Origin of the sequence: Streptomyces sp. NPDC002888 (assembly GCF_042888465.1) — a bacterium.
Lineage (GTDB): Bacteria > Actinomycetota > Actinomycetes > Streptomycetales > Streptomycetaceae > Streptomyces.
In genome coordinates this window covers 61,451-78,599 of sequence record NZ_JBIAPU010000025.1, presented here as the reverse complement: position 1 = coordinate 78,599, position 17,149 = coordinate 61,451, and the positions used below count along the sequence as shown (strand labels likewise).

Sequence of the window (17,149 nt, the reverse complement as noted above, 5' to 3'; positions counted from 1 at the left end):
ACTTCACTCGGGCACCGCGTCCCGCCGCACCACGTCGTCGGGGAGCAGCAGGCGGAGGTCGTCCACCCCGGGCAGGGACATGGCGCTCAGGCGGCCCGCCTGACGCGTCATCATGCCCTCCAGCATCTGGCGCGCGAGTCTGGCGTTGCCGAAGGATCGGTCCCTCGGCAGTGCGTCGAAGTGGCCGCGCAGCACCTGCCCGGTGCCCGGCCCGCACTCGTAGCCGGCCGCGGCGGCGTGCTGGCGGACGATGGTGACGAGTTCGTCCGAGGAGTAGTTGGGAAACTCCACCCGGCGCGAGAAGCGCGAGGACAGGCCCGGGTTGGAGGAGAGGAAGTGGTCCATCTCCTCGGTGTAGCCGGCGACGATGACCACCACCTCGTCGCGGTGGTCCTCCATCAGCTTCAGCAGGGTGTCCACCGCCTCCTGCCCGAAGTCCGATCCGGAGCCCGGCCGAACGGGGGTGAGGGTGTAGGCCTCGTCGACGAACAGCACGCCGCCCAGGGCTCGTTCGAAGACCTCCCGGGTGAGCTGCGCGGTGTGGCCGATGTAGCGGCCGACGAGGTCGGCGCGGGAGACCTCGACCAGCTGGCCGCGCGGCAGCACACCCAGCGAGGCGAGCAGTTCGCCGTAGAGCCGGGCCACGGTGGTCTTGCCGGTGCCCGGCGGGCCGGTGAAGACCAGATGGTGGCTGATGCGCGGCACGGGCAGACCGGCGGCCTCCCGCTGGCGGGTGATGGACAGCAGGTTGACGAGGTCGGTGACATCGCGCTTGACGCCGGCCAGGCCCACCATGTCGCCGAGACGGGCCAGCGGGTCGTCGTCCGGTCCGCCGGCCGCGGTTTTGCCGGAGACGGCGCGGGCGGCCTCCTCGCTCACATCCTCGGGCAGCAGCAGCTGGAGGTGCTGTTCGGTCATGTCCGTGAGGGCGGCCAGCCGTGACGCCTGCCGGTCCACCATCTGCTCGAACACCTGGCGCGCGGCCCGGCCGTTGCCGAACGCCGCGTCCTTCGGCATGCGTTCGAAGTGGAGGGTGAGCGCGTCGCGCGTGCTGTCGTCCAGCACGTACTGGTGCCCGGCACACATGCTTTCCATGATCGCCACGAGTTCGGGCACCGAGTAGTTCTCGAACTCCACGGTGCGCGAGAAGCGGGACGCCAGACCCGGGTTGGAGGCCAGGAACGACTGCATCTCGGACGAGTAGCCCGCGGCGACCACCACGATGTCGTCGCGGTGGTCCTCCATCAGCTTGAGCAGGGTGTCGACGGCCTCCCGCCCGAAGTCGGCGCCCGAGCCGCGGCCGTCGGACAGCAGCGTGTACGCCTCGTCGACGAACAGGACGCCGCCCAGGGCACGGTTGAAGGTGTCGGTCGTCTTGATGGCGGTGCCGCCGATGACCTGGGCCACCAGGTCGGCCCGCGACACCTCGACCAGGTGGCCGGAGCGCAGGGCGCCGAGTTCGGCGAGGACGGCGCCGTACAGCCGGGCCACGGTGGTCTTGCCGGTGCCGGGCGGGCCCGCGAAGACCAGGTGACGGCCCATCGGCGGGGCCGACATGCCGAGCCGGGCGCGGCGCTGGGCGAGCTGGGTGAGGTTGACCAGGGTGCGGACCTGCTGCTTGACGTTGTCCAGTCCGATCAGCGCGTCGAGGGCGGCGAGCGGCCCGTCGTCCCGGCTGAGCCAGCCCTCGTCTCCCGCCGTGCCGCCGGCCGGTCCGGTGCCCTCGGCCTCGCCCGTGCCCCAGGCATCCCGGCTGGCGTTGCCGGTGCTGGTCAGCCCTTCCACAGCAAGGCGCTCTCCGGGCCGGGACTGCACGAGTCCGCCGCCGCCGTTGTCGCGGGCCGTGCAGTTGACGACGGATACCGGGTCGGTGGAGTCGATGCGGAAGCCGTCCCTCGAACTGCCGCCGACCTCACAGGCGTTGAACGAGCCGCGGCCGCCGTCGGCGATCAGGACGCCGTGCCCGCCGCTGCCGGCCACCCGGATGCGGGTGGCGGTCATCTCGCCGCCCGCGTCGACGGCGACCCCGCACTCCTTGGCCTCGGAGATCTCGAGATCCCGTACGGTCAGGACGCCCTCGGCGCCGAGCGACAGGCCGGCTTCGGCGGGCAGGGTGACGGCGCCGCTCCCGACGTACACGTTGCCGCCGTCCTCCACCCGGACACCGCAGCGGCCGGGCTGGTCCACGGTGCAGTCCTCCAGCCGGCCCCGGCCGTCCTTGGTGACCTCCACTCCGTGACCGCCTACGGCGCTGATCCGCGCGCGGCGCACCAGCGGATTGGCCCCGGTGCGCACGCAGACGCCGGCGCCCTGGGCGTCGAGGATCTCCAGGCGGTCGAGTTCGGCCGCCGACTCCTCCTCCAGCAGTACCGCGGTCGCCGCGCAGTCCCTGACGGTCAGGCCCACCAGGACGGGGGCGGCCAGATTGGTGACGCGCAGCGCGGGTTCCTGCGCGGCGTCCAGCCAGCAGTCCTCGAACGTGCCGCGGGCGCGTTCGGTGACCAGCAGTCCGTGGCTCTTGGTCCGCGCGGTCCGGCAGCGGCGCAGCAGCGGGTCGCTGCCGCCGCTGACCGCGATGCCGACGCCGGTGGTGTTGGTGACCCTGACGTCCTCCAGGGTCGTACGGGTCTGGCTGGAGACGTGGACCCCGGTGCTCGTGTCGTGCACGACGGTGCGCAACACCCGCGTGGTGCTGCGGGCCTCCAGCGCGATGGACGGTTTGTCGGTCGAGGAGATGTCGCACTCCTCGACCGAGCCCTGCGCCTCTCCGTTGGCGAGCACGCCGTTGCCTCGGGCGTCACGGATGGTGCAGCCGCGCAGGGTGATCCGGCCGCGCTCGCCGATCACCACACCGGAGGTGCCGAGGTTCTCGATCGTGCAGGACTCGACGGAGCTGTCGGTGGCGGAGGTGACCACGACCCCGGCGCCGCGCGGGTTGCTGATCCGACAGTCCCGCAGAGCGAGCGAGCCGCCGCCGCGGGCCAGCAGAGCGGCCCAGGCGGAGCCGACGATCTCGCAGCCGTCCATCGCCGCCTGTCCGCGCACGGCGTCGACGGCCGCCACTTCCTCGTCCCGGCCGCGCAGCACGAGGTCGGTGAGCATCACGGCCTCGGCCTTGAGGACGAGCACGCTGCCGCGGCGCGGGGCGATCTCCACCGTGCCGCGGGACTGCTCCGCCACGATGGTGACCGGGGTGGTGATCGTCAGGTTCTCCGCGTAGGTGCCGGGCGAGACGCTGATGACGGCGCCGCTGCGTGCCCTGGCCAGGGCCTCACCGATCGTCCGAAAGCCGTCCGGCCGGTCCGGGCTGACCGTGAGTACCTGGCGTGACACGCGCCTACCTCCAGTTTCTGGCATCTCGCAGCCCTGGCAAGGGAGTTGAGGACGGCCGACGACATCATGCCGGGCACGGCCGCAAGGGTCCAACGTGGTCCGGGAGCGCGGGCGGAACTCAGTCCAGGCGCGCGGCAGGTTGGTCGATCCGACGCCGGCGTGCTCGGCGAACATGGGGCGCGGCTCCTCGAAGCGTCCGAACACCGCGGCGTCCCGACGGACCGGGGTCGCCACTGGACGCAGTCTCATCGTCCGGTGCCCTCAGGGCAGGGTCAAGATCGTCTTTCTGCCAGCGGCACGGCCGGAAACAGTTGCCGACGGCCGGGCCACCGGGCCGGCCGGTCCGGCGCTTCGAGGCGGGCACGCAATGGCCGGCTGATCACACGCCGCCGGGCGTGTACCAGCCCGTCTCTTCCTTCTCGACCCCGCCCGTGTTTTCCTTCTCGACCCCGCCCGTGGAGCGCCGCCCGGCCCCTGCCCCGGTAGCCGCATCGACCTCGAAACGTGAGCAACGGCTGACTTACGGACATCCCAACCAGTCGGTATGGTACGCCGCCTGAACCCACCCCCCGTTCCCCCCTCCACCGATCCGAGCCGTAGTGGAAGGCCAGGCGATGACGTACCCCGACGAGAACCGCTATCCGCCGTCAGCACCACCGGGATGGCCCCTGCCGCACACCGTTCCCCAGTCGTACGGACGGGACGCCTTTCTCTACGACACGTACGGGCAAGCCCCTTGGGTCGAGCCGTACGCGCATGAGCCTCGTCGACCCAGTGCCGACCTCGCCGCCCTCCGCTCGGCCTACCGCGTGCTGCGCCGCACCTCCACGCTCGCCGCGCTCGGCTCCTTCGTCGTGTATGTCGTGCTCTCGTGCTGTGCGCCGGGCCTGATGGGGGCCAGGATCGCCGGAGAGCTGAGCCTGGGAATGGCCCTCGGGGTCCTCCAACTTCTCGTCACCTTCGCGGCGCTCTTCTGGTACGGCCGCAGTGCACGACGCTCGGTGGACCCGTTGGCCCGTACCGTCAGGGAGCGGGCCGTTCCCGCGGCCCGGGGCGCGGGGGTGGCGAGATGAACGACTTCAGCTCCGGGACGCAGGCCACCGTCCTCATCCTGTTCACCGTCCTGGTCACCCTCACACTGCTGATTTGCGTGATGGCGGGACCGGACCGCGACGACCTGACGAATTTCTACACCGGCTACCTCTCGCTCACCCCGTTCAAGAACGGCCTGGCCATCGCGGGCGACTACATCTCCGCGGCCACGGTACTGAGCACCACCGGCATCGTGGCGCTCGCCGGATACGACGGCTATGTCCTTGCGGTGAGCACCGCCCTGTCCCTGGTGCTGCTGATGTTCCTGCTGGCCGAACCGCTGCGCAACGCCGGCAGGTTCACCATGGGCGATGTCCTGGCCCGCAACATGCCCGGGCGGGCCGTGCGTGTCGCCGCCTGCGTGGTGACGCTTTCGGCGACTCTGCCCTTCCTGGTCGTCCAGCTCTCCGGGGCCGGGTCACTGCTCACCTTCATCCTGAACCTCCCGCACGTGGCGGGCGCCAGGACCGTGTGCATCGTCATGATCGGCAGCCTGATGATCATTTACGCGGCGCTCGGCGGGATGAGAGGCACCGCGCTCATCCAGATGATCAAGATCGTGATGCTGCTCGGCACCAGCGCCGTCGTCGCCGCCCTGGTGCTGAACCGCTTCGGCTGGAGCCCCGGCAACGTGCTCAGAGCCGCCCAGCACGGCAGTGGCGCCGGCCCGGCGTTCCTGCGGCAGGGCCTGCAGCTGGGCACCTCGGCCGTCGACCGGCTGGACTTCATCGGTCTCCAGATCACGGTGGTCCTCGGCGTGGCCTGTCTGCCCCACATCACGATGCGTCTGTACTCCGCACGGGACGTGCCGGCCGTACGCCGCTCCATGTCGTGGGCGGTCGGCACGGTCACCATGTTCTGCCTGCTCGTGATCACCATGGGTACGGGCGCGGCGGCGCTGGTGGGGTCGCGGTACATCACCGCGGCCGACCCGCAGGGCAGGACGTCGGTGCTCATGCTGTCGCAGGTGCTCGGCGGGGCTCACGGTTCCGCGGGCACGACGATTCTCTACTCGGCCGTGGCGGGCATGGTGTTCATCACCCTGCTGTCGTCGGTCGCGGGGATGACCCTGGCCGCGGCCTCGTCGCTCGCTCACGACCTGTTCGCCCATGCGGCGCGGCGGGGGCAGGCGGAGCCGCGTACGGAGATGACGGTGGCGGTGTGGACGAGCGTGGCTGTGGGAACCCTCGCGATCGGGCTCGCCACCCTGGTCCAGGGCTGGGACGTCGGCGTGCTGACCACGCTGGCCATCTGCATAGGCGCATCCGCGGTGGCACCCGCGCTCACCTACTCCCTGTTCTGGCGCGGATTCACACGGACCGGCCTGCTCGCCACCCTCTACGGCGGCGCGGCCTGCGCGCTGCTGCTCATGGTCTTCTCCAAGGCCGTGTCGGGCACGCCGTCCGCCGTCTTCCCGGACGCCGACTTCCACCTGTTCCCCATGCAGTCCACCGGACTGGTCTCCGTCCCGTTCGGTTACCTGGCGGGCTGGCTGGGCAGCCGTCTGGACCACTGGCGCCGCGCCACGGACAGCGCAAGGACCCGGCGGCTGTACGAGGAGAGCGAGGCACGGCTGCTCGCCGCAGCCGAGTGACCGCGGCGGTGGGGCCCCGGGCATCACCGCAGCCTGGTCGGGGCGTCCCGGCAAGGCCCGAGACGGTCAGGTGAACATGCCTGCCAGTGGTTGCTCGGTCCACACGGTTTTGCCCTCGCGGGTGTAGCGGGTGCCCCAGCGTTCGGTCATCTGGGCCACCAGGAACAGGCCGCGCCCGCCCTCGTCGGTGGTGCGGGCGCGGCGCAGATGAGGTGAGGTGTGGCTGGTGTCGCTGACCTCGCACACCAGACACCGTTCACGGATCAGCCGCAGGGTCGCGGGGCCGCCGGCGTAGCGGTAGACGTTGGTGACCAGTTCGCTGGCGACCAACTCGGTGGTGAACGCCAGGTGCTCCAGACCCCATTCGCTCAGCTTGGCCGAGGTCAGTTCCCGGGCCCGGGCGGCGCTTGCAGGCTCCAGCGGCAGACGCCAGGAGGCGACATTCTCCGGGGGCAGCATGCGGGTGCGGGCGATCAGCAACGCGACGTCGTCGCTGGGGCGCGCGGGCACGAGCGAGTCGATCACCGCCTGGCATGTCCGTTCCAGCGCGTCCGCGGGGCGGGTGAGCGCTGCGCACAGCTTGGTCAGGCCGACGTCGGCATCAATGTGGCGTTCGCCGATGAGACCGTTGGTGTACAGGCACAGCAGGCTTCCCTCGGCCAGTTCGACCTCCCGGGCCTCGAACGGCAGGCCGCCCAGGCCGAGCGGTGGGCCGGCCGGCAGGTCGAGCGGAGTCACCTGTCCGTCCGGCGCGGTCACCACCGGCGGTGGATGGCCGGCGCGGGCCACGGAGCACCGCCCGGAGACCGGGTCGTACATGGCGTACAGGCAGGTGGCGCCGACGACCTGCTCACCCACGGGCCGTTCGCCGGCTGCTTCCTGTTCGGCCGCCGGCAGGATGACCAGATCGTCCAGGCGGGAGAGGACCTCGTCCGGTTCCAGGTCGAGGCTGGCCAGCGTGTGTACGGCGGTACGCAGCCGTCCCATGGTGGCGGCGGCGTGGATGCCGCGTCCCACCACGTCACCCACGACGAGGGCGACCCGGGCGCCGGACAGGGGAATGACGTCGAACCAGTCACCGCCCAGGCCCGGGGCCGCGCTGGCCGGCAGATACCGCAGGGCCACCTCGACGGCCGACTGGTCCGGGACCGTCCGGGGCAGCAGGCTGCTGTGCAAGGTGAACGCGGTCTGCTGCTGCTGGGTGAAGCGGCGGGCGTTGTCGATGGCGACGGCGGCGCGCGAGGCGAGTTCCTGGGCGAGGGTGAGATCGTCCGCCTCGAAGGGATCGGGGCGGAGCGAACGCCAGAGGGTCATCACGCCCAGCACCAGGCCACGCGCGGCAAGAGGTACGACGATCAGCGAGTGGGCGCCCAGGTCCGGAGCGTGGGCCCCCTGGCGGCCTCCCGCGGAGAACCAGTCCGGCGGGAGAACCGGTTCCAGAACGGGTCGCCCTTCGCTCAGGCATCTGGCCTGGGGTGTGTCGGGCGCGAATTCCACCGGCTCGCCGTGCGGGTGGGGCGGGCCGGGTTGCTGGGCACCGACGCTGCTGGCTCCCAGCCGTACTACAGGCCCTGCCAGGGCCTGCGCCACTTCCTCACCGCGCGTCACCGGCTGAAGCAGGTCCACCGACGCATGGTCGGCGAGGTGGGGCACCATCACCTCGGCGAGTTCCCGGGCGGTCTCCGCCACGTCAAGGGTGGTTCCGATACGGGTGCCGGCCTGGTCGAGGAGCGCGAGCCGGCGCTGGGCCCGATGGCGTTCGGTGATGTCCTCGATCAACTCGGCCACGCCCAGGACGCGGCCGGCGGGATCCTCCATCCGGAAGGACGAGACCAACGCGACCCGCTCTCGTGTCGGATTCTGCTCCAGGCGGGCGAACTGCTCGGAGTAGACCAGCGGTCGACCGGTCTCCATCACCTGGCGCACACGGTCCACGGCCTTGCGCGCGTCGTCGGGGAGGAGCATCTGCCCGGTGGGGATCCCCCGGAAGTCTGCCGCCGGGACGCCGCTGAAGCCTTCGATGGCCCGGTTGACCCGGAGAAGCCTCAGGTCGGTGCCGTGAATGACCAGGCCGATCGGGCACCGGCGGTACAACCCGTCGAGAAGCGCGCGGTCCCTTTGCCACTCCAGGACGTCGACCGCGGGCGCCCCGGCGAGAAACCACTCACGGAACCGGTCGTCGCGGGAGATCTCATGGGCCCTGATCCCCATCTCCACGAGCCGCCCGTCGCGGTGCCGCACAGGGAGCACCCCGAACCAGCCGCCGGTTCTCCTGCAGCTCGCCACGACGTCCCTGAGAGCCGGCAGATCGCGGGGATCGACCAGGACCTCGGACGCCGGACGGCCGATCACGGCCGTGTCCGGGTGGCCGAGCAGTTCCTGGGCCCGCCGGTTCCATCCGATCACGGTTCCCCGGTCGTCGAGCACCGCCAAGGCGGCGAGGTGCAGGGCGAACGGATCGTCGTGGCCTTCGCTGAGCTCCGTCATCCGCTTCTCCACCGCCGGACACCACCTTGTATTCGGTCACCGCTGTGCTGCCGCGGGTCCTGACCGCGACCGGTGACCGGCGTGACGGCGTCCCCGCGGTGGCTCGGCGTTCCCACACTCATGCTGACCTGCTGCTGCCATGCAAGCCTAGTGAAACCCGTCGGAACCGCGGCCGCGCCCGCGGCGTGGCACGGCGTGGCGGACCGGGCGATACGGCGGGCACGAGGGCCTCCGCACGGAGACCGTCCCCCACCACTACGGAACTCCGCCATGAGCGGGTCCTGGTCTCGTGACCGGCGGCTTCCAGCAGCCTGCCGGCGGCGCGGAAGGAGCGGTGCACCGTGGCCAGGTCCGGACGAGGCGGTCGCCGGAGTCGTCGAGGGGAAGCCGCAGACCGGCGCGGCGGCGGGCGTCGGACAGGGCGGAGGCGACCTCCGCCTGCCGGTGGACGGCGGCAATCTGCAGGCTCGCGACGTCCGCGAGCTCCCACAGGCACTTGGTGCGGTCGACGATGAGCCCGGGATCCAGCCCGCGCCCGGTCGCCTCGGCGACGAACAGATCATTTCACCCGCATTCCGCTCAGACGCCAGGGCACTGCCTGGGAGGTGGCGGAAGCCGTCAGGTTCCTGCTCTCCGACCGCGCCGCCTACATCACCGGGCAGAGCCTGGTCGTGGACGGAGGGCTGAACGCCGTCTGAGCACGCGGGCGTCTTCACGCTCCGCGAGGCGGGGGCGGTCCGAGGGGAAGGGGCATCGACCGGGACCGCCCCCACCGGCTCACTTCGCCGGCGGACCGAACTCCTTGCGGGTGTCCACCGGCTTGCCGAACAGCTGCCACCGCTCGCCTTTGAACCGCATCAGCCGCATCGTCTCGAGCGGGAAGGCGTCGTCGGACCCGGTGGAGAGGGTGACACCGGGCAGCAGCAGGCCCACCTTCACGTTCTTCAGGTCGCGCACCGCGTCCCGCAGCCCTTCCCTGGTCGGGCACTTCATCGCGTCCAGGGCCTTGTGCAGGCTGGAGGCGACGGCCCAGCCATAGGCGTTGAACTGGTTGGAAGGGTCGGAGTCGGGCGCGTACTTGTGCAACGCCTCCTTGTACGTCTTCATCTCGGCGTCATCGGCCCACTGCGGGTCGGCAGGGTCCTTGAAGTAGGTCGCCGAGACCACTCCCTGGACGTTCTTGAACCCGACGGGCTGGAGCACGGCGGCAGAGGAGGACACGTTGTTCACGATGTGCAGCGGGTTCCACCTGGTGTTCTTGGCGTCGGTGGCCAGGGCCTGACTGCCGAACTTGGGGGTGGTGACATCCAGCAGCACGTCCGCCCTGGAGCGGGAGAGGCTCGCCATCTGTGCCGACACGGAAGGGTCGGTGACCTCGTAGCTCTCCTCGGCGACCACCTTGATGCCGCTGCCGGCGACCGCCTTCTTGAACCCGCCGAACAGATCCTTGCCGAAGTCGTCGTTCTGGTACAGGACGGCGACCTCGGCCTTCGGCTTCTTCTCCTTGAGGTACTTGGCGTACACCCGTGCCTCGGCCACGTAGTTGGGCTGCCAGCCGATGGTCCAGGGGTGCTTGTCGTCCGTGCCCCAGACGGAGGCGCCCGTGGCGACGAAGGGCTGCGGCACCTTCTGCTGGTCGAGGTAGTCCCACACGGCTGCCGTGGACGGGGTGCCCAGGGTCTGGAACACGGCGAAGACCTTTTCCTGCTCGACGAGTCTGCGGGCCTCCTCGACCGCCTTGGGCGGCTGGTAGCCGTCGTCGCGGACGATGAACTGCACCGTGCGGCCGTCTATGCCGCCCTTGTCGTTGACGTATGTGAAGTAGGCGGCCACGCCCTTGCTGATCGTGCCGTATGCGGAGGCCGGTCCCGAAAGTGGATAGATCCCGCCCAGCTTGATGCTCTTGTCGGTGATGCCGGTGGTCTGCTGGCCCTTGCACGCGCCGGCGGCGGCGGTGTCCTGGTCCTCCTGGCCTCGCCGGCTGCTGCAGGCAGTCGCGGTGAGCAGGACGGCGGTCGCGGCCGCGGCCGCCCGCAGAGGGGTCGTCTTGCGCATGTGATTCAGTCCTTTTCCGTGCGGGGCGGGGCGCCCACGGGCTCGGTGTCGACCACTGCGGGGTCCGCAGGGTCGAGGGTCGCGCAGGGTCCGGACTCGGCCCCGGACTTCGGCTCCGCATCGGGTGCGGATGTGACCTCCGGCGTCCGGTCGACGGCGCTGGCGGCGGTGGCGCGGGGCAGGCGACTGGCGACGGCGCCCAGGACACGGCCGGGCAGGCCGGCCAGTCCCGTCGGGGCCACGAACATCACCGTGATGATCAGCAGGCCGAACACCACCCCCGGCGCCGCCTCGCTCAGATCCTGGGAGACGCTCGGCACGTACATCACGAACGCCGCCCCCAGCAGGGGTCCGTACAGCGAGCCGAGCCCCCCGACCACCAGGCCCGCCAGCAGCGTGATGGACAGAACGAAGCTGAAGGAGTCGGGCGAGACGAAGCCGATCACCCAGGTGTACAGACACCCGGCGACACCCGCGAACATCGCGCTCCACGCGAAGGCGAGGGTCTTGTGCAGCGACAGCCGCACGCCCATGACCTCGGCGGCGCTCTCGTTGTCCCGCACGGCGAGCAGTGCCCGGCCGACCCGGGACCGCAGCAGGTTGCGGGCGAGCAGCAGGGCCACCGCGGTGACGGCGAGAACGACGAAGTACATCCACTGGTCCTCGGCCAGCCCGCTCCACGCGGGCGGTCGCAGCTTGTCCACGGTCAGCCCCATGGAGCCGCCCGTCACCGGTTCGAGCCGCTTGAGCAGGGGTGGCAGAAACACCGCGAACGAGAGGGTGACCAGGGCCAGGTACAGCCCGCGCAGCCGCAGCGCGGGCACTCCGAACCCGAGGCCCAGCAGGAAGCATCCGGCGGCCGCGACCGGCAGCGTGGCCAGGTGGCCGGTGTCGTACCGGTCGAGCATGACCGCCGCTGTGTAGGCCCCCGCCGCGAAGAACGCGCCGTGCCCGAGCGAGATCTGGCCGCCGAATCCGACCAGCAGGTTCAGGCCGGCCAGCGCGACGGCGTACAGGAGCACCATGGTCAGCTGGAAGACCTGGAAGGGCGTGAAGTAGAAGGGTGCGCCGACGGTGACTGCCGCCGCGGCCAGCACGGTGAGCGTGGCCCGCAGCCACCGGGCCCGGTCGGTGCCCAGTGCCGCTGTGAGGGTGCTCATGCGCGTTCCACCGCCGCCCGTCCGAACAGGCCCTGGGGCCGCACCAGCAGCACCGCCAGAATGATCATCAGGGGGACGCCCACCTTCAGATCGGCACCGATCACGTCCACGTACGCCCCGGTCAGTGTCTCGGCGACGCCCACGACCAGGCCTCCGACGACCGCACCGACCGGGCTGTCGAAGCCCCCGAGGGTGGCCGCGGCGAACGCGTAGATCAGCACCCCGCCCATCATGTTGGGTTCCAGGAACAGCACCGGGGCGACGAGTACGCCCGACACCGCGCCGACCGTCGCGGCCAGTCCCCAGCCGAGCATCAGCACCCCGCCCACCCGGATGCCCGACAGCCGGGCGGAGGCCGGATTGCAGGCGACCGCCCGCATCACCAGGCCGACGGAGGTGTGCTGGAACAGCGCATACAGCAGGCCCATCACGACGGCCACCACGCCGATGATCCCGAGCGTCGAGAAGTCCACACGCACCCCGGACAGGTCGAGTCCGCCGTCGGGGAAGGGCTGCGGGAAGTCCTTCACGGTGAACGACCAGATCAGGCCGGCCAGCGCGTTGACGAAGATGAACAGGCCGACCGTGACGATGACCACCGTCAGCTCGGGCGCGCCCTGCACGGGGCGGATGACGATCCGCTCGATCAGCATGCCGCCGGCGAAGGACACCGCGAGGGTGACCGGCAGCGCCAGCCAGAACGGCATGCCGGAAGCCACCAGCTGCCAGGCGACGTATGTCGAGAGCATGGCCAGCTCGCCCTGCGCGAAGTTGACGATCCCCGTGAACCGGTGGATCAGCACCAGGGCCAGCGCCAGACCGGCGTACACCGCGCCGGAGCCCACTCCTTCCACCACTTGCTGGAGAAGATCGGTCACGGCGCTCACCCGGCCTTCCGGGAGCGGAGCGAGACTCCGAGGTAGACCTCGGCGACCTGCCCGTCCTCGCGGATCTGCTGAGCCGGTCCGGACAGCACCAGGCGGCCGGCCTCCAGTACGTGGGCCCGGTGTGCGATGTCCAGCGCGAGCTGGGCGTTCTGCTCGACGACGACCACGGTGGTGTGTTCCTCCTCGTTGACGGCACGGACGATCTCGAACAGCTCGCGGGTGACCAGTGGTGCCAGCCCCAGGGACGGCTCGTCGAGCAGCAGCAGCGAGGGGCGCAGCATCAGCGCCCTGCCGATGGCGAGCATCTGCTGCTCGCCGCCGCTGAGGCTGCCGGCGGCCTGGCGCAGCCGCTGGCGCAGTCTGGGGAAGTAGCCGTAGATCCGTTCCAGGTCGGCCGCCACGGCCGCACGTTCGGCACGGCCCCGCCGGACACCGGTGCGCAGGTGGGCGCCGACGCGCAGGTTCTCCTCGACGGTCAGTTCGTTGAAGGTGCCCCGGCCCTCCGGCACGTGCGCCACGCCGAGCCTGGCGGCCTGCTCGGGCGAGCGGCCCAGGAGTTCCGTACCGTTCAGGGTGACCGAGCCGCGGCCGCGGACCATGCCGCAGAGCGCCCGCAGTGTCGTGGTCTTGCCCGCGCCGTTGGGCCCGAGGATCGCGCACACCTCACCGCGGGCGACGCGGAAGTCGAGGCCCTGCAGCACACGGGCCTGGCCGTATCCGGCGTGCAGGCCGGACACCTTCAGGAAGTCAGGCTGCGCGCTCGCCGCGGCCTCGGCCTCGGGGCGGTCGGTGGTGGGCTCGCTCATGCGGCCACCCCCAGGTACGCCTCGACGACCGCCGGGTCGCGCTGGATCTCCTCCGGCGAGCCCTCGGCGATCTTGCGGCCGAAGTCGAGGCAGACCACCCGGTCGCACAGGCCCATCACGAACCCCATGTGGTGTTCGACCACCACGAGGGTGAGGTCGAACTCCCGGCGCACCGAGCGGACCAGATCCGCGAATTGGTCGACCTCGCCGTGGCTGAGCCCGTTGACGGGTTCGTCGAGCAACAGCAGCCGGGGCCGTACGGCGAGCGCCCGGGCGAGTTCGACGCGTTTGAGTGTGCCGAACGGCAGCCCGGAGGCGGGGTGGTCGGCGACGTCCGCCAGGCCGAGCCGCCGTAGCAAGTCGTCCGCCTGGTCACGTAGTTCCCTCTCCTCCCGCCGGACGCGGGGCAGCCGGAGCGCCGCGGCGAGATGTCCGGTGCGCCCCCGGCTGTGGGCGCCGACCATGACGTTCTCCCGGACCGTGAGCCGGGGGAACAGGCCCAGGTTCTGGAAGGTGCGGGCGATGCCGCGCCCGGCCACGGCGTGCGGAGGGAGGGCGAGCAGGTCCTCGTCCTCGAACCGCACCGTCCCCGCATCAGGGGTGCAGCGCCTGGTGAGGCAGTTGAACAAGGTGGTCTTGCCGGCTCCGTTCGGTCCGATGAGCCCTACGGCGGTGCCCGGCTCGACGGTGAAAGCGACACCGTCCAGTGCCGTGATCCCGCCGAAGCGCACGCTGATACCGTCGACCGCGAGCATGAGTGACGCTCCTTCCGACGTGCTGGGGGGTGGGCGAGCGTCACAGTAGGTGGGGGCCTTCCGGGCACACATTGGGTGCGAGCACCCAACTTCGCGGCCCCCGACTTGTGCGCCGCGCCCAGCTCCCCGGACATGTCGCCCGCCGGGCCTGTTGACGGGACACGAGGCGGACGGCGACGATCGGCGCCATGCCTCGTGGTCCCGCCCAGGGCGCCCCCGCCCTCTCCGAACCGCTCAGCCGGGAGCGGCATCGGATCCTGCACGCCGTGCAGGACCGGCTCGAGGAGGTCGCCAGGACCGCCGTCGCGGTGATGCGTACGGAGATCCCGTCGTACGCCCTGCAGGACGAGCGGTTCTTCGACGACGTACGGGACCAGGTGCTGACGCACTACCGGATGCAGTTGGCAGCGTTGGCCGGCGACCGGGACATGGCCCCCGAAGACCTGGTCTTCAGCCGCGCGGCGGCCATGCGCAGGGCACGCGCGGGGTTCGCCCTGGAGGACTGGATCAGTGCCTTCCGAGTCGGCCGGCAGGTGCTGTGGGACACGCTGCTGGACTGCGCGGGCACGTCCGCCGAGGCCCAGCAGGCCGCGCTGTCCCTCGTCACCCCGCTGATGCGGTACGTCGACTACGCCAGCACCCATGCCGCGCAGGCATACGTCGAGTACCAGCAGCACGTGGTGGCGGACGCGGACCGGGAGCGCCGGGATCTCCTGGACCAGCTCCTGGCCGGCGTGGCACCGACGCGCGGTCCGCTGTTCGCCGCCGCGCAGGCGTACGGCATCGGACCGCGCTCGCCGATGATGGCGGTCGTGGCGGTGTGCGTCGACGAGACCCGCACCGGGGACCTCACCTCGGCCGAGAACGGGTATGCCACCAGCGCGTCGATCAGCGTCGCCGGGCCCTGGGCCGGCAGAACCCTGGTCGTCGTGCGCCACGGCGAGGTGGTGGCCGTGCCCGTCGTCCGGACCGGCCTGAACGCAGAGGACATATGCGTCCACTTCGAGGCCGTGCAGCGGCGGCTCGCGCGGGAGGGAACCATGCTCTCCATGGGGATCAGTACGGTCGCACAGGGCGCAGGTGAACTTCCGCGCGCCTACGAGGAGGCTCGGGCCGCCCTCGACCTGGTGCCGGGCGGGGGCGGGGTGGCGGCGCTGCCGCGGCTGTCCCCGTTCGACTACCTGGCGCTGCGCGCCGACGACCTCGCCCGCCAGCTGGTCGATCCCCGGGTGCGGGTGCTGCTGGAGGACGACCGCAGACGCGGCGACACGCTGGCCACCACCATTCGGGCCTTCGCGGAGGCGGACCTCAATCTGCGGCTGGCCGCCGACCGGCTGCGGGTGCACCACAACACGGCGCACTACCGGTTGCGCCGGATCGAGGAACGCACCGGACGCAATCCGCGCCGGATCGCCGACCTCCTGGAACTACTGGTCGCCCTCGCGATCCGCGACGGGGCCGGGGAAGGCGGGGATGGTCAGTGAGCGGCATCGTGGAGTCTCCCGGGACCGAGGCGGCACGTCAGCTGCCGGGCGGTCAGGGGGACATGGACCTGGCGGAGGGGTACGCCGGGCAGAACCGAACGGTCCGGCGTGCGCTGCTGGACGCCGCGCTGGAGGTGTTCACCGAGCGCGGTTACACCGACGCCGGTCTCGCCGAGATCGGGGCGCGCTCGGGCATCCCGGTGGGCAGCCTCTTCCAGCACTACGGCGGAAAGCGAGGGCTCTACCTCGCCCTCTGGGAGGAGTTCCGGGAGGAGCAGGAGCGCCGGACCGCGGCCACGCTGACCGCCGAGCGCAGCCGCGGTGTGGACGACCCCGTCGCGCTGTTCGTCGCGGGAGCCAGGGCCTACCTGGAGGGCGTCTGGGACAACCGGTGCCTCGGCATGCTCCTCGTGGAGGACGACGCCCCGGCCGGCTTCGACGCGCTGCGCCGCCAGTGGGACCGCGCATGGGTACGGCGCAACGCCTGGCTCCTTGAGGTGGACGAGAAGCGGCGCGCCGGCCGGGTCCGGGTGAGCGTACTGACCACCGTCATCGGAGGGGCGGCGCGCGAGTTGGGCGACTGCGGGGACGAGACGGAGGCCCGGGAGATCGTGGACGAGGTGTGCGGCATCCTGATTCATCTGTCGGCACCGCCCGGCTGACACACCCGGCGCGCGCGACTGGATCGCCGGATCAGCTGTGGCCGGGGAAGCGCAGGGCGTTCGCCCAGAGCCGGGTGACGGTGGACACGAGCTCCTCGAAGTCCACCGGCCCCCCTTCTTCCTGCCTTTCGCCGAGCACGTAGGTGTTGTAGGCCATGACGCTCACCATGCCCGACAGCGCACGGGAGGCCATCATCGGATCGACCTCACGGTCCGCGACACCACGCGCTTGCAGGTCGGCGATGCCGCGGGCGTTGCGGCGGATGAACGCGTCGGCGCGCCGGCTTCGGAATTCACGGAACTCCGGCTCCACTTGTGCGACCTGCTCGAGCAGGGCCATCAGCTTCGCGTTCCGTTTGTACGCCTCGAGATACGCGCGGTTGCTCGCCTCGAGTACCGCGAAGGGATCGTCGGTGTCCTGCACCCGGCCCATGCCGGGGTGCATCATGTCCTCCTGCGCCTCCAGGAGGACGGCGGCAAGCACCTCTTCCTTGTTGGCGAAGTAGGTGTAGAAGGATCCCGCCGCGCACTGAGCCTCTTTGGTGATGTCGGTCAGGCGGGTGTCGAGGTAGCCGTCCCGTTCGAACACCTTCCGCGCGGCCTTCACCAAAGCGGCCCGTGTCCGCGCTCCCCGCTTCGTCGTGGGCGGCTCGCGAAGCTGTGAGACGGGCGCCATGGGCGGTGCCTTCTCGCCGTCCGTCTCCTCGGGTGCAGTGCTGTCCATCACGGAAACTGTACTTGAATCCGACGCCATGCTCATAAGCTCACAAGGGCCCGAAAGGCGCGCCACCGAAGTCCACCAGGACCACGGTCCGGGTCTTCCCCACCGCGTTC

Annotated in this window: 13 protein-coding genes; 5 read left to right on the top strand and 8 right to left on the bottom strand. The window is 71.0% G+C overall.

Annotation, left to right across the window (positions count from 1 at the left end; translation table 11 throughout):
* Nucleotides 1-3: 3 nt before the first annotated feature.
* On the bottom strand, nucleotides 4-3,357 hold the full coding sequence (locus ACFYWX_RS33905; RefSeq protein ID WP_389428664.1) for a right-handed parallel beta-helix repeat-containing protein: 3,354 nt from the start codon (nucleotides 3,355-3,357) through the stop codon (nucleotides 4-6).
* 590 nt (nucleotides 3,358-3,947) lie between these two features.
* Here ACFYWX_RS33905 and ACFYWX_RS33900 point away from each other — a divergent pair.
* Both ACFYWX_RS33900 and ACFYWX_RS33895 read left to right on the top strand, forming a co-directional pair.
* The gene (locus tag ACFYWX_RS33900) at nucleotides 3,948-4,406 is read left to right on the top strand and encodes a DUF485 domain-containing protein (protein WP_389428663.1); all 459 of its coding nucleotides are present in this window, start codon (nucleotides 3,948-3,950) and stop codon (nucleotides 4,404-4,406) included.
* Entirely contained in the window at nucleotides 4,403-6,019 is a 1,617-nt protein-coding gene (locus ACFYWX_RS33895; protein ID WP_389428662.1) for a cation acetate symporter, read from the top strand. Before ACFYWX_RS33900 ends, ACFYWX_RS33895 begins: the two co-directional genes overlap by 4 nt.
* 66 nt (nucleotides 6,020-6,085) lie before the next feature.
* Here the strand turns inward: ACFYWX_RS33895 and ACFYWX_RS33890 are convergent, their stop codons facing one another.
* Nucleotides 6,086-8,506, bottom strand: a complete 2,421-nt coding sequence (locus ACFYWX_RS33890; protein ID WP_389428661.1) for a SpoIIE family protein phosphatase — start codon at nucleotides 8,504-8,506, stop codon at nucleotides 6,086-6,088.
* Nucleotides 8,507-9,111: 605 nt separating this feature from the next.
* On the opposite strand from ACFYWX_RS33890, the gene ACFYWX_RS33885 reads away from it, so the two are divergent.
* Nucleotides 9,112-9,204, top strand: coding sequence for an SDR family oxidoreductase (locus ACFYWX_RS33885; RefSeq protein ID WP_389428660.1), 93 nt, complete (start codon nucleotides 9,112-9,114; stop codon nucleotides 9,202-9,204).
* 79 nt (nucleotides 9,205-9,283) lie between these two features.
* Here ACFYWX_RS33885 and ACFYWX_RS33880 read toward each other — a convergent pair whose 3' ends face one another.
* Genes ACFYWX_RS33880 through ACFYWX_RS33860 form a run of 5 tightly spaced genes read right to left on the bottom strand, consistent with a single transcriptional unit; the run spans nucleotide 9,284 to nucleotide 14,169 of the window.
* The gene (locus ACFYWX_RS33880) at nucleotides 9,284-10,561 is read right to left on the bottom strand and encodes an ABC transporter substrate-binding protein (protein WP_389428659.1); all 1,278 of its coding nucleotides are present in this window, start codon (nucleotides 10,559-10,561) and stop codon (nucleotides 9,284-9,286) included.
* Nucleotides 10,562-10,566: 5 nt separating this feature from the next.
* Nucleotides 10,567-11,721: a branched-chain amino acid ABC transporter permease gene (locus ACFYWX_RS33875; RefSeq protein ID WP_389428658.1), complete on the bottom strand. Its 1,155-nt coding sequence runs from the start codon at nucleotides 11,719-11,721 to the stop codon at nucleotides 10,567-10,569.
* Nucleotides 11,718-12,599 (bottom strand): branched-chain amino acid ABC transporter permease, encoded by an 882-nt coding sequence (locus ACFYWX_RS33870; RefSeq protein ID WP_389428657.1) that lies wholly within the window; start codon nucleotides 12,597-12,599, stop codon nucleotides 11,718-11,720. Before ACFYWX_RS33870 ends, ACFYWX_RS33875 begins: the two co-directional genes overlap by 4 nt.
* Nucleotides 12,600-12,604: 5 nt before the next feature.
* A complete protein-coding gene (locus ACFYWX_RS33865; protein WP_389428656.1) occupies nucleotides 12,605-13,414 on the bottom strand; it encodes an ABC transporter ATP-binding protein in 810 nt (269 codons plus the stop codon).
* Nucleotides 13,411-14,169 carry an ABC transporter ATP-binding protein gene (locus ACFYWX_RS33860; RefSeq protein ID WP_389428655.1) on the bottom strand — a complete coding sequence of 253 codons (759 nt, stop codon included), beginning with the start codon at nucleotides 14,167-14,169 and terminating at the stop codon, nucleotides 13,411-13,413. The genes ACFYWX_RS33865 and ACFYWX_RS33860 overlap by 4 nt, the downstream gene beginning before the upstream one ends.
* Before the next feature lie 188 nt (nucleotides 14,170-14,357).
* Between ACFYWX_RS33860 and ACFYWX_RS33855 the strand changes: the two genes are divergently transcribed.
* Both ACFYWX_RS33855 and ACFYWX_RS33850 read left to right on the top strand, forming a co-directional pair.
* Complete coding sequence (locus ACFYWX_RS33855) at nucleotides 14,358-15,653, top strand: PucR family transcriptional regulator (RefSeq protein ID WP_389428654.1); 1,296 nt, start codon at nucleotides 14,358-14,360, stop codon at nucleotides 15,651-15,653.
* Nucleotides 15,650-16,315 carry a TetR/AcrR family transcriptional regulator gene (locus tag ACFYWX_RS33850; protein ID WP_389428653.1) on the top strand — a complete coding sequence of 222 codons (666 nt, stop codon included), beginning with the start codon at nucleotides 15,650-15,652 and terminating at the stop codon, nucleotides 16,313-16,315. Before ACFYWX_RS33855 ends, ACFYWX_RS33850 begins: the two co-directional genes overlap by 4 nt.
* Before the next feature lie 31 nt (nucleotides 16,316-16,346).
* Here ACFYWX_RS33850 and ACFYWX_RS33845 read toward each other — a convergent pair whose 3' ends face one another.
* Nucleotides 16,347-17,039 (bottom strand): TetR/AcrR family transcriptional regulator, encoded by a 693-nt coding sequence (locus ACFYWX_RS33845; RefSeq protein ID WP_389428652.1) that lies wholly within the window; start codon nucleotides 17,037-17,039, stop codon nucleotides 16,347-16,349.
* Between the last annotated feature and the right edge of the window lie 110 nt (nucleotides 17,040-17,149).

Coding starts and splice junctions, on each gene's coding strand:
- ACFYWX_RS33855 (WP_389428654.1), top strand. CDS start 14,358: ATGCCTCGTGGTCCCGCCCAGGGCGCCCCCGCCCTCTCCGAACCGCTC.
- ACFYWX_RS33880 (WP_389428659.1), bottom strand. CDS start 10,561: ATGCGCAAGACGACCCCTCTGCGGGCGGCCGCGGCCGCGACCGCCGTC.
- ACFYWX_RS33875 (WP_389428658.1), bottom strand. CDS start 11,721: ATGAGCACCCTCACAGCGGCACTGGGCACCGACCGGGCCCGGTGGCTG.
- ACFYWX_RS33900 (WP_389428663.1), top strand. CDS start 3,948: ATGACGTACCCCGACGAGAACCGCTATCCGCCGTCAGCACCACCGGGA.
- ACFYWX_RS33845 (WP_389428652.1), bottom strand. CDS start 17,039: ATGGACAGCACTGCACCCGAGGAGACGGACGGCGAGAAGGCACCGCCC.
- ACFYWX_RS33865 (WP_389428656.1), bottom strand. CDS start 13,414: ATGAGCGAGCCCACCACCGACCGCCCCGAGGCCGAGGCCGCGGCGAGC.
- ACFYWX_RS33895 (WP_389428662.1), top strand. CDS start 4,403: ATGAACGACTTCAGCTCCGGGACGCAGGCCACCGTCCTCATCCTGTTC.
- ACFYWX_RS33860 (WP_389428655.1), bottom strand. CDS start 14,169: ATGCTCGCGGTCGACGGTATCAGCGTGCGCTTCGGCGGGATCACGGCA.
- ACFYWX_RS33890 (WP_389428661.1), bottom strand. CDS start 8,506: ATGACGGAGCTCAGCGAAGGCCACGACGATCCGTTCGCCCTGCACCTC.
- ACFYWX_RS33905 (WP_389428664.1), bottom strand. CDS start 3,357: ATGCCAGAAACTGGAGGTAGGCGCGTGTCACGCCAGGTACTCACGGTC.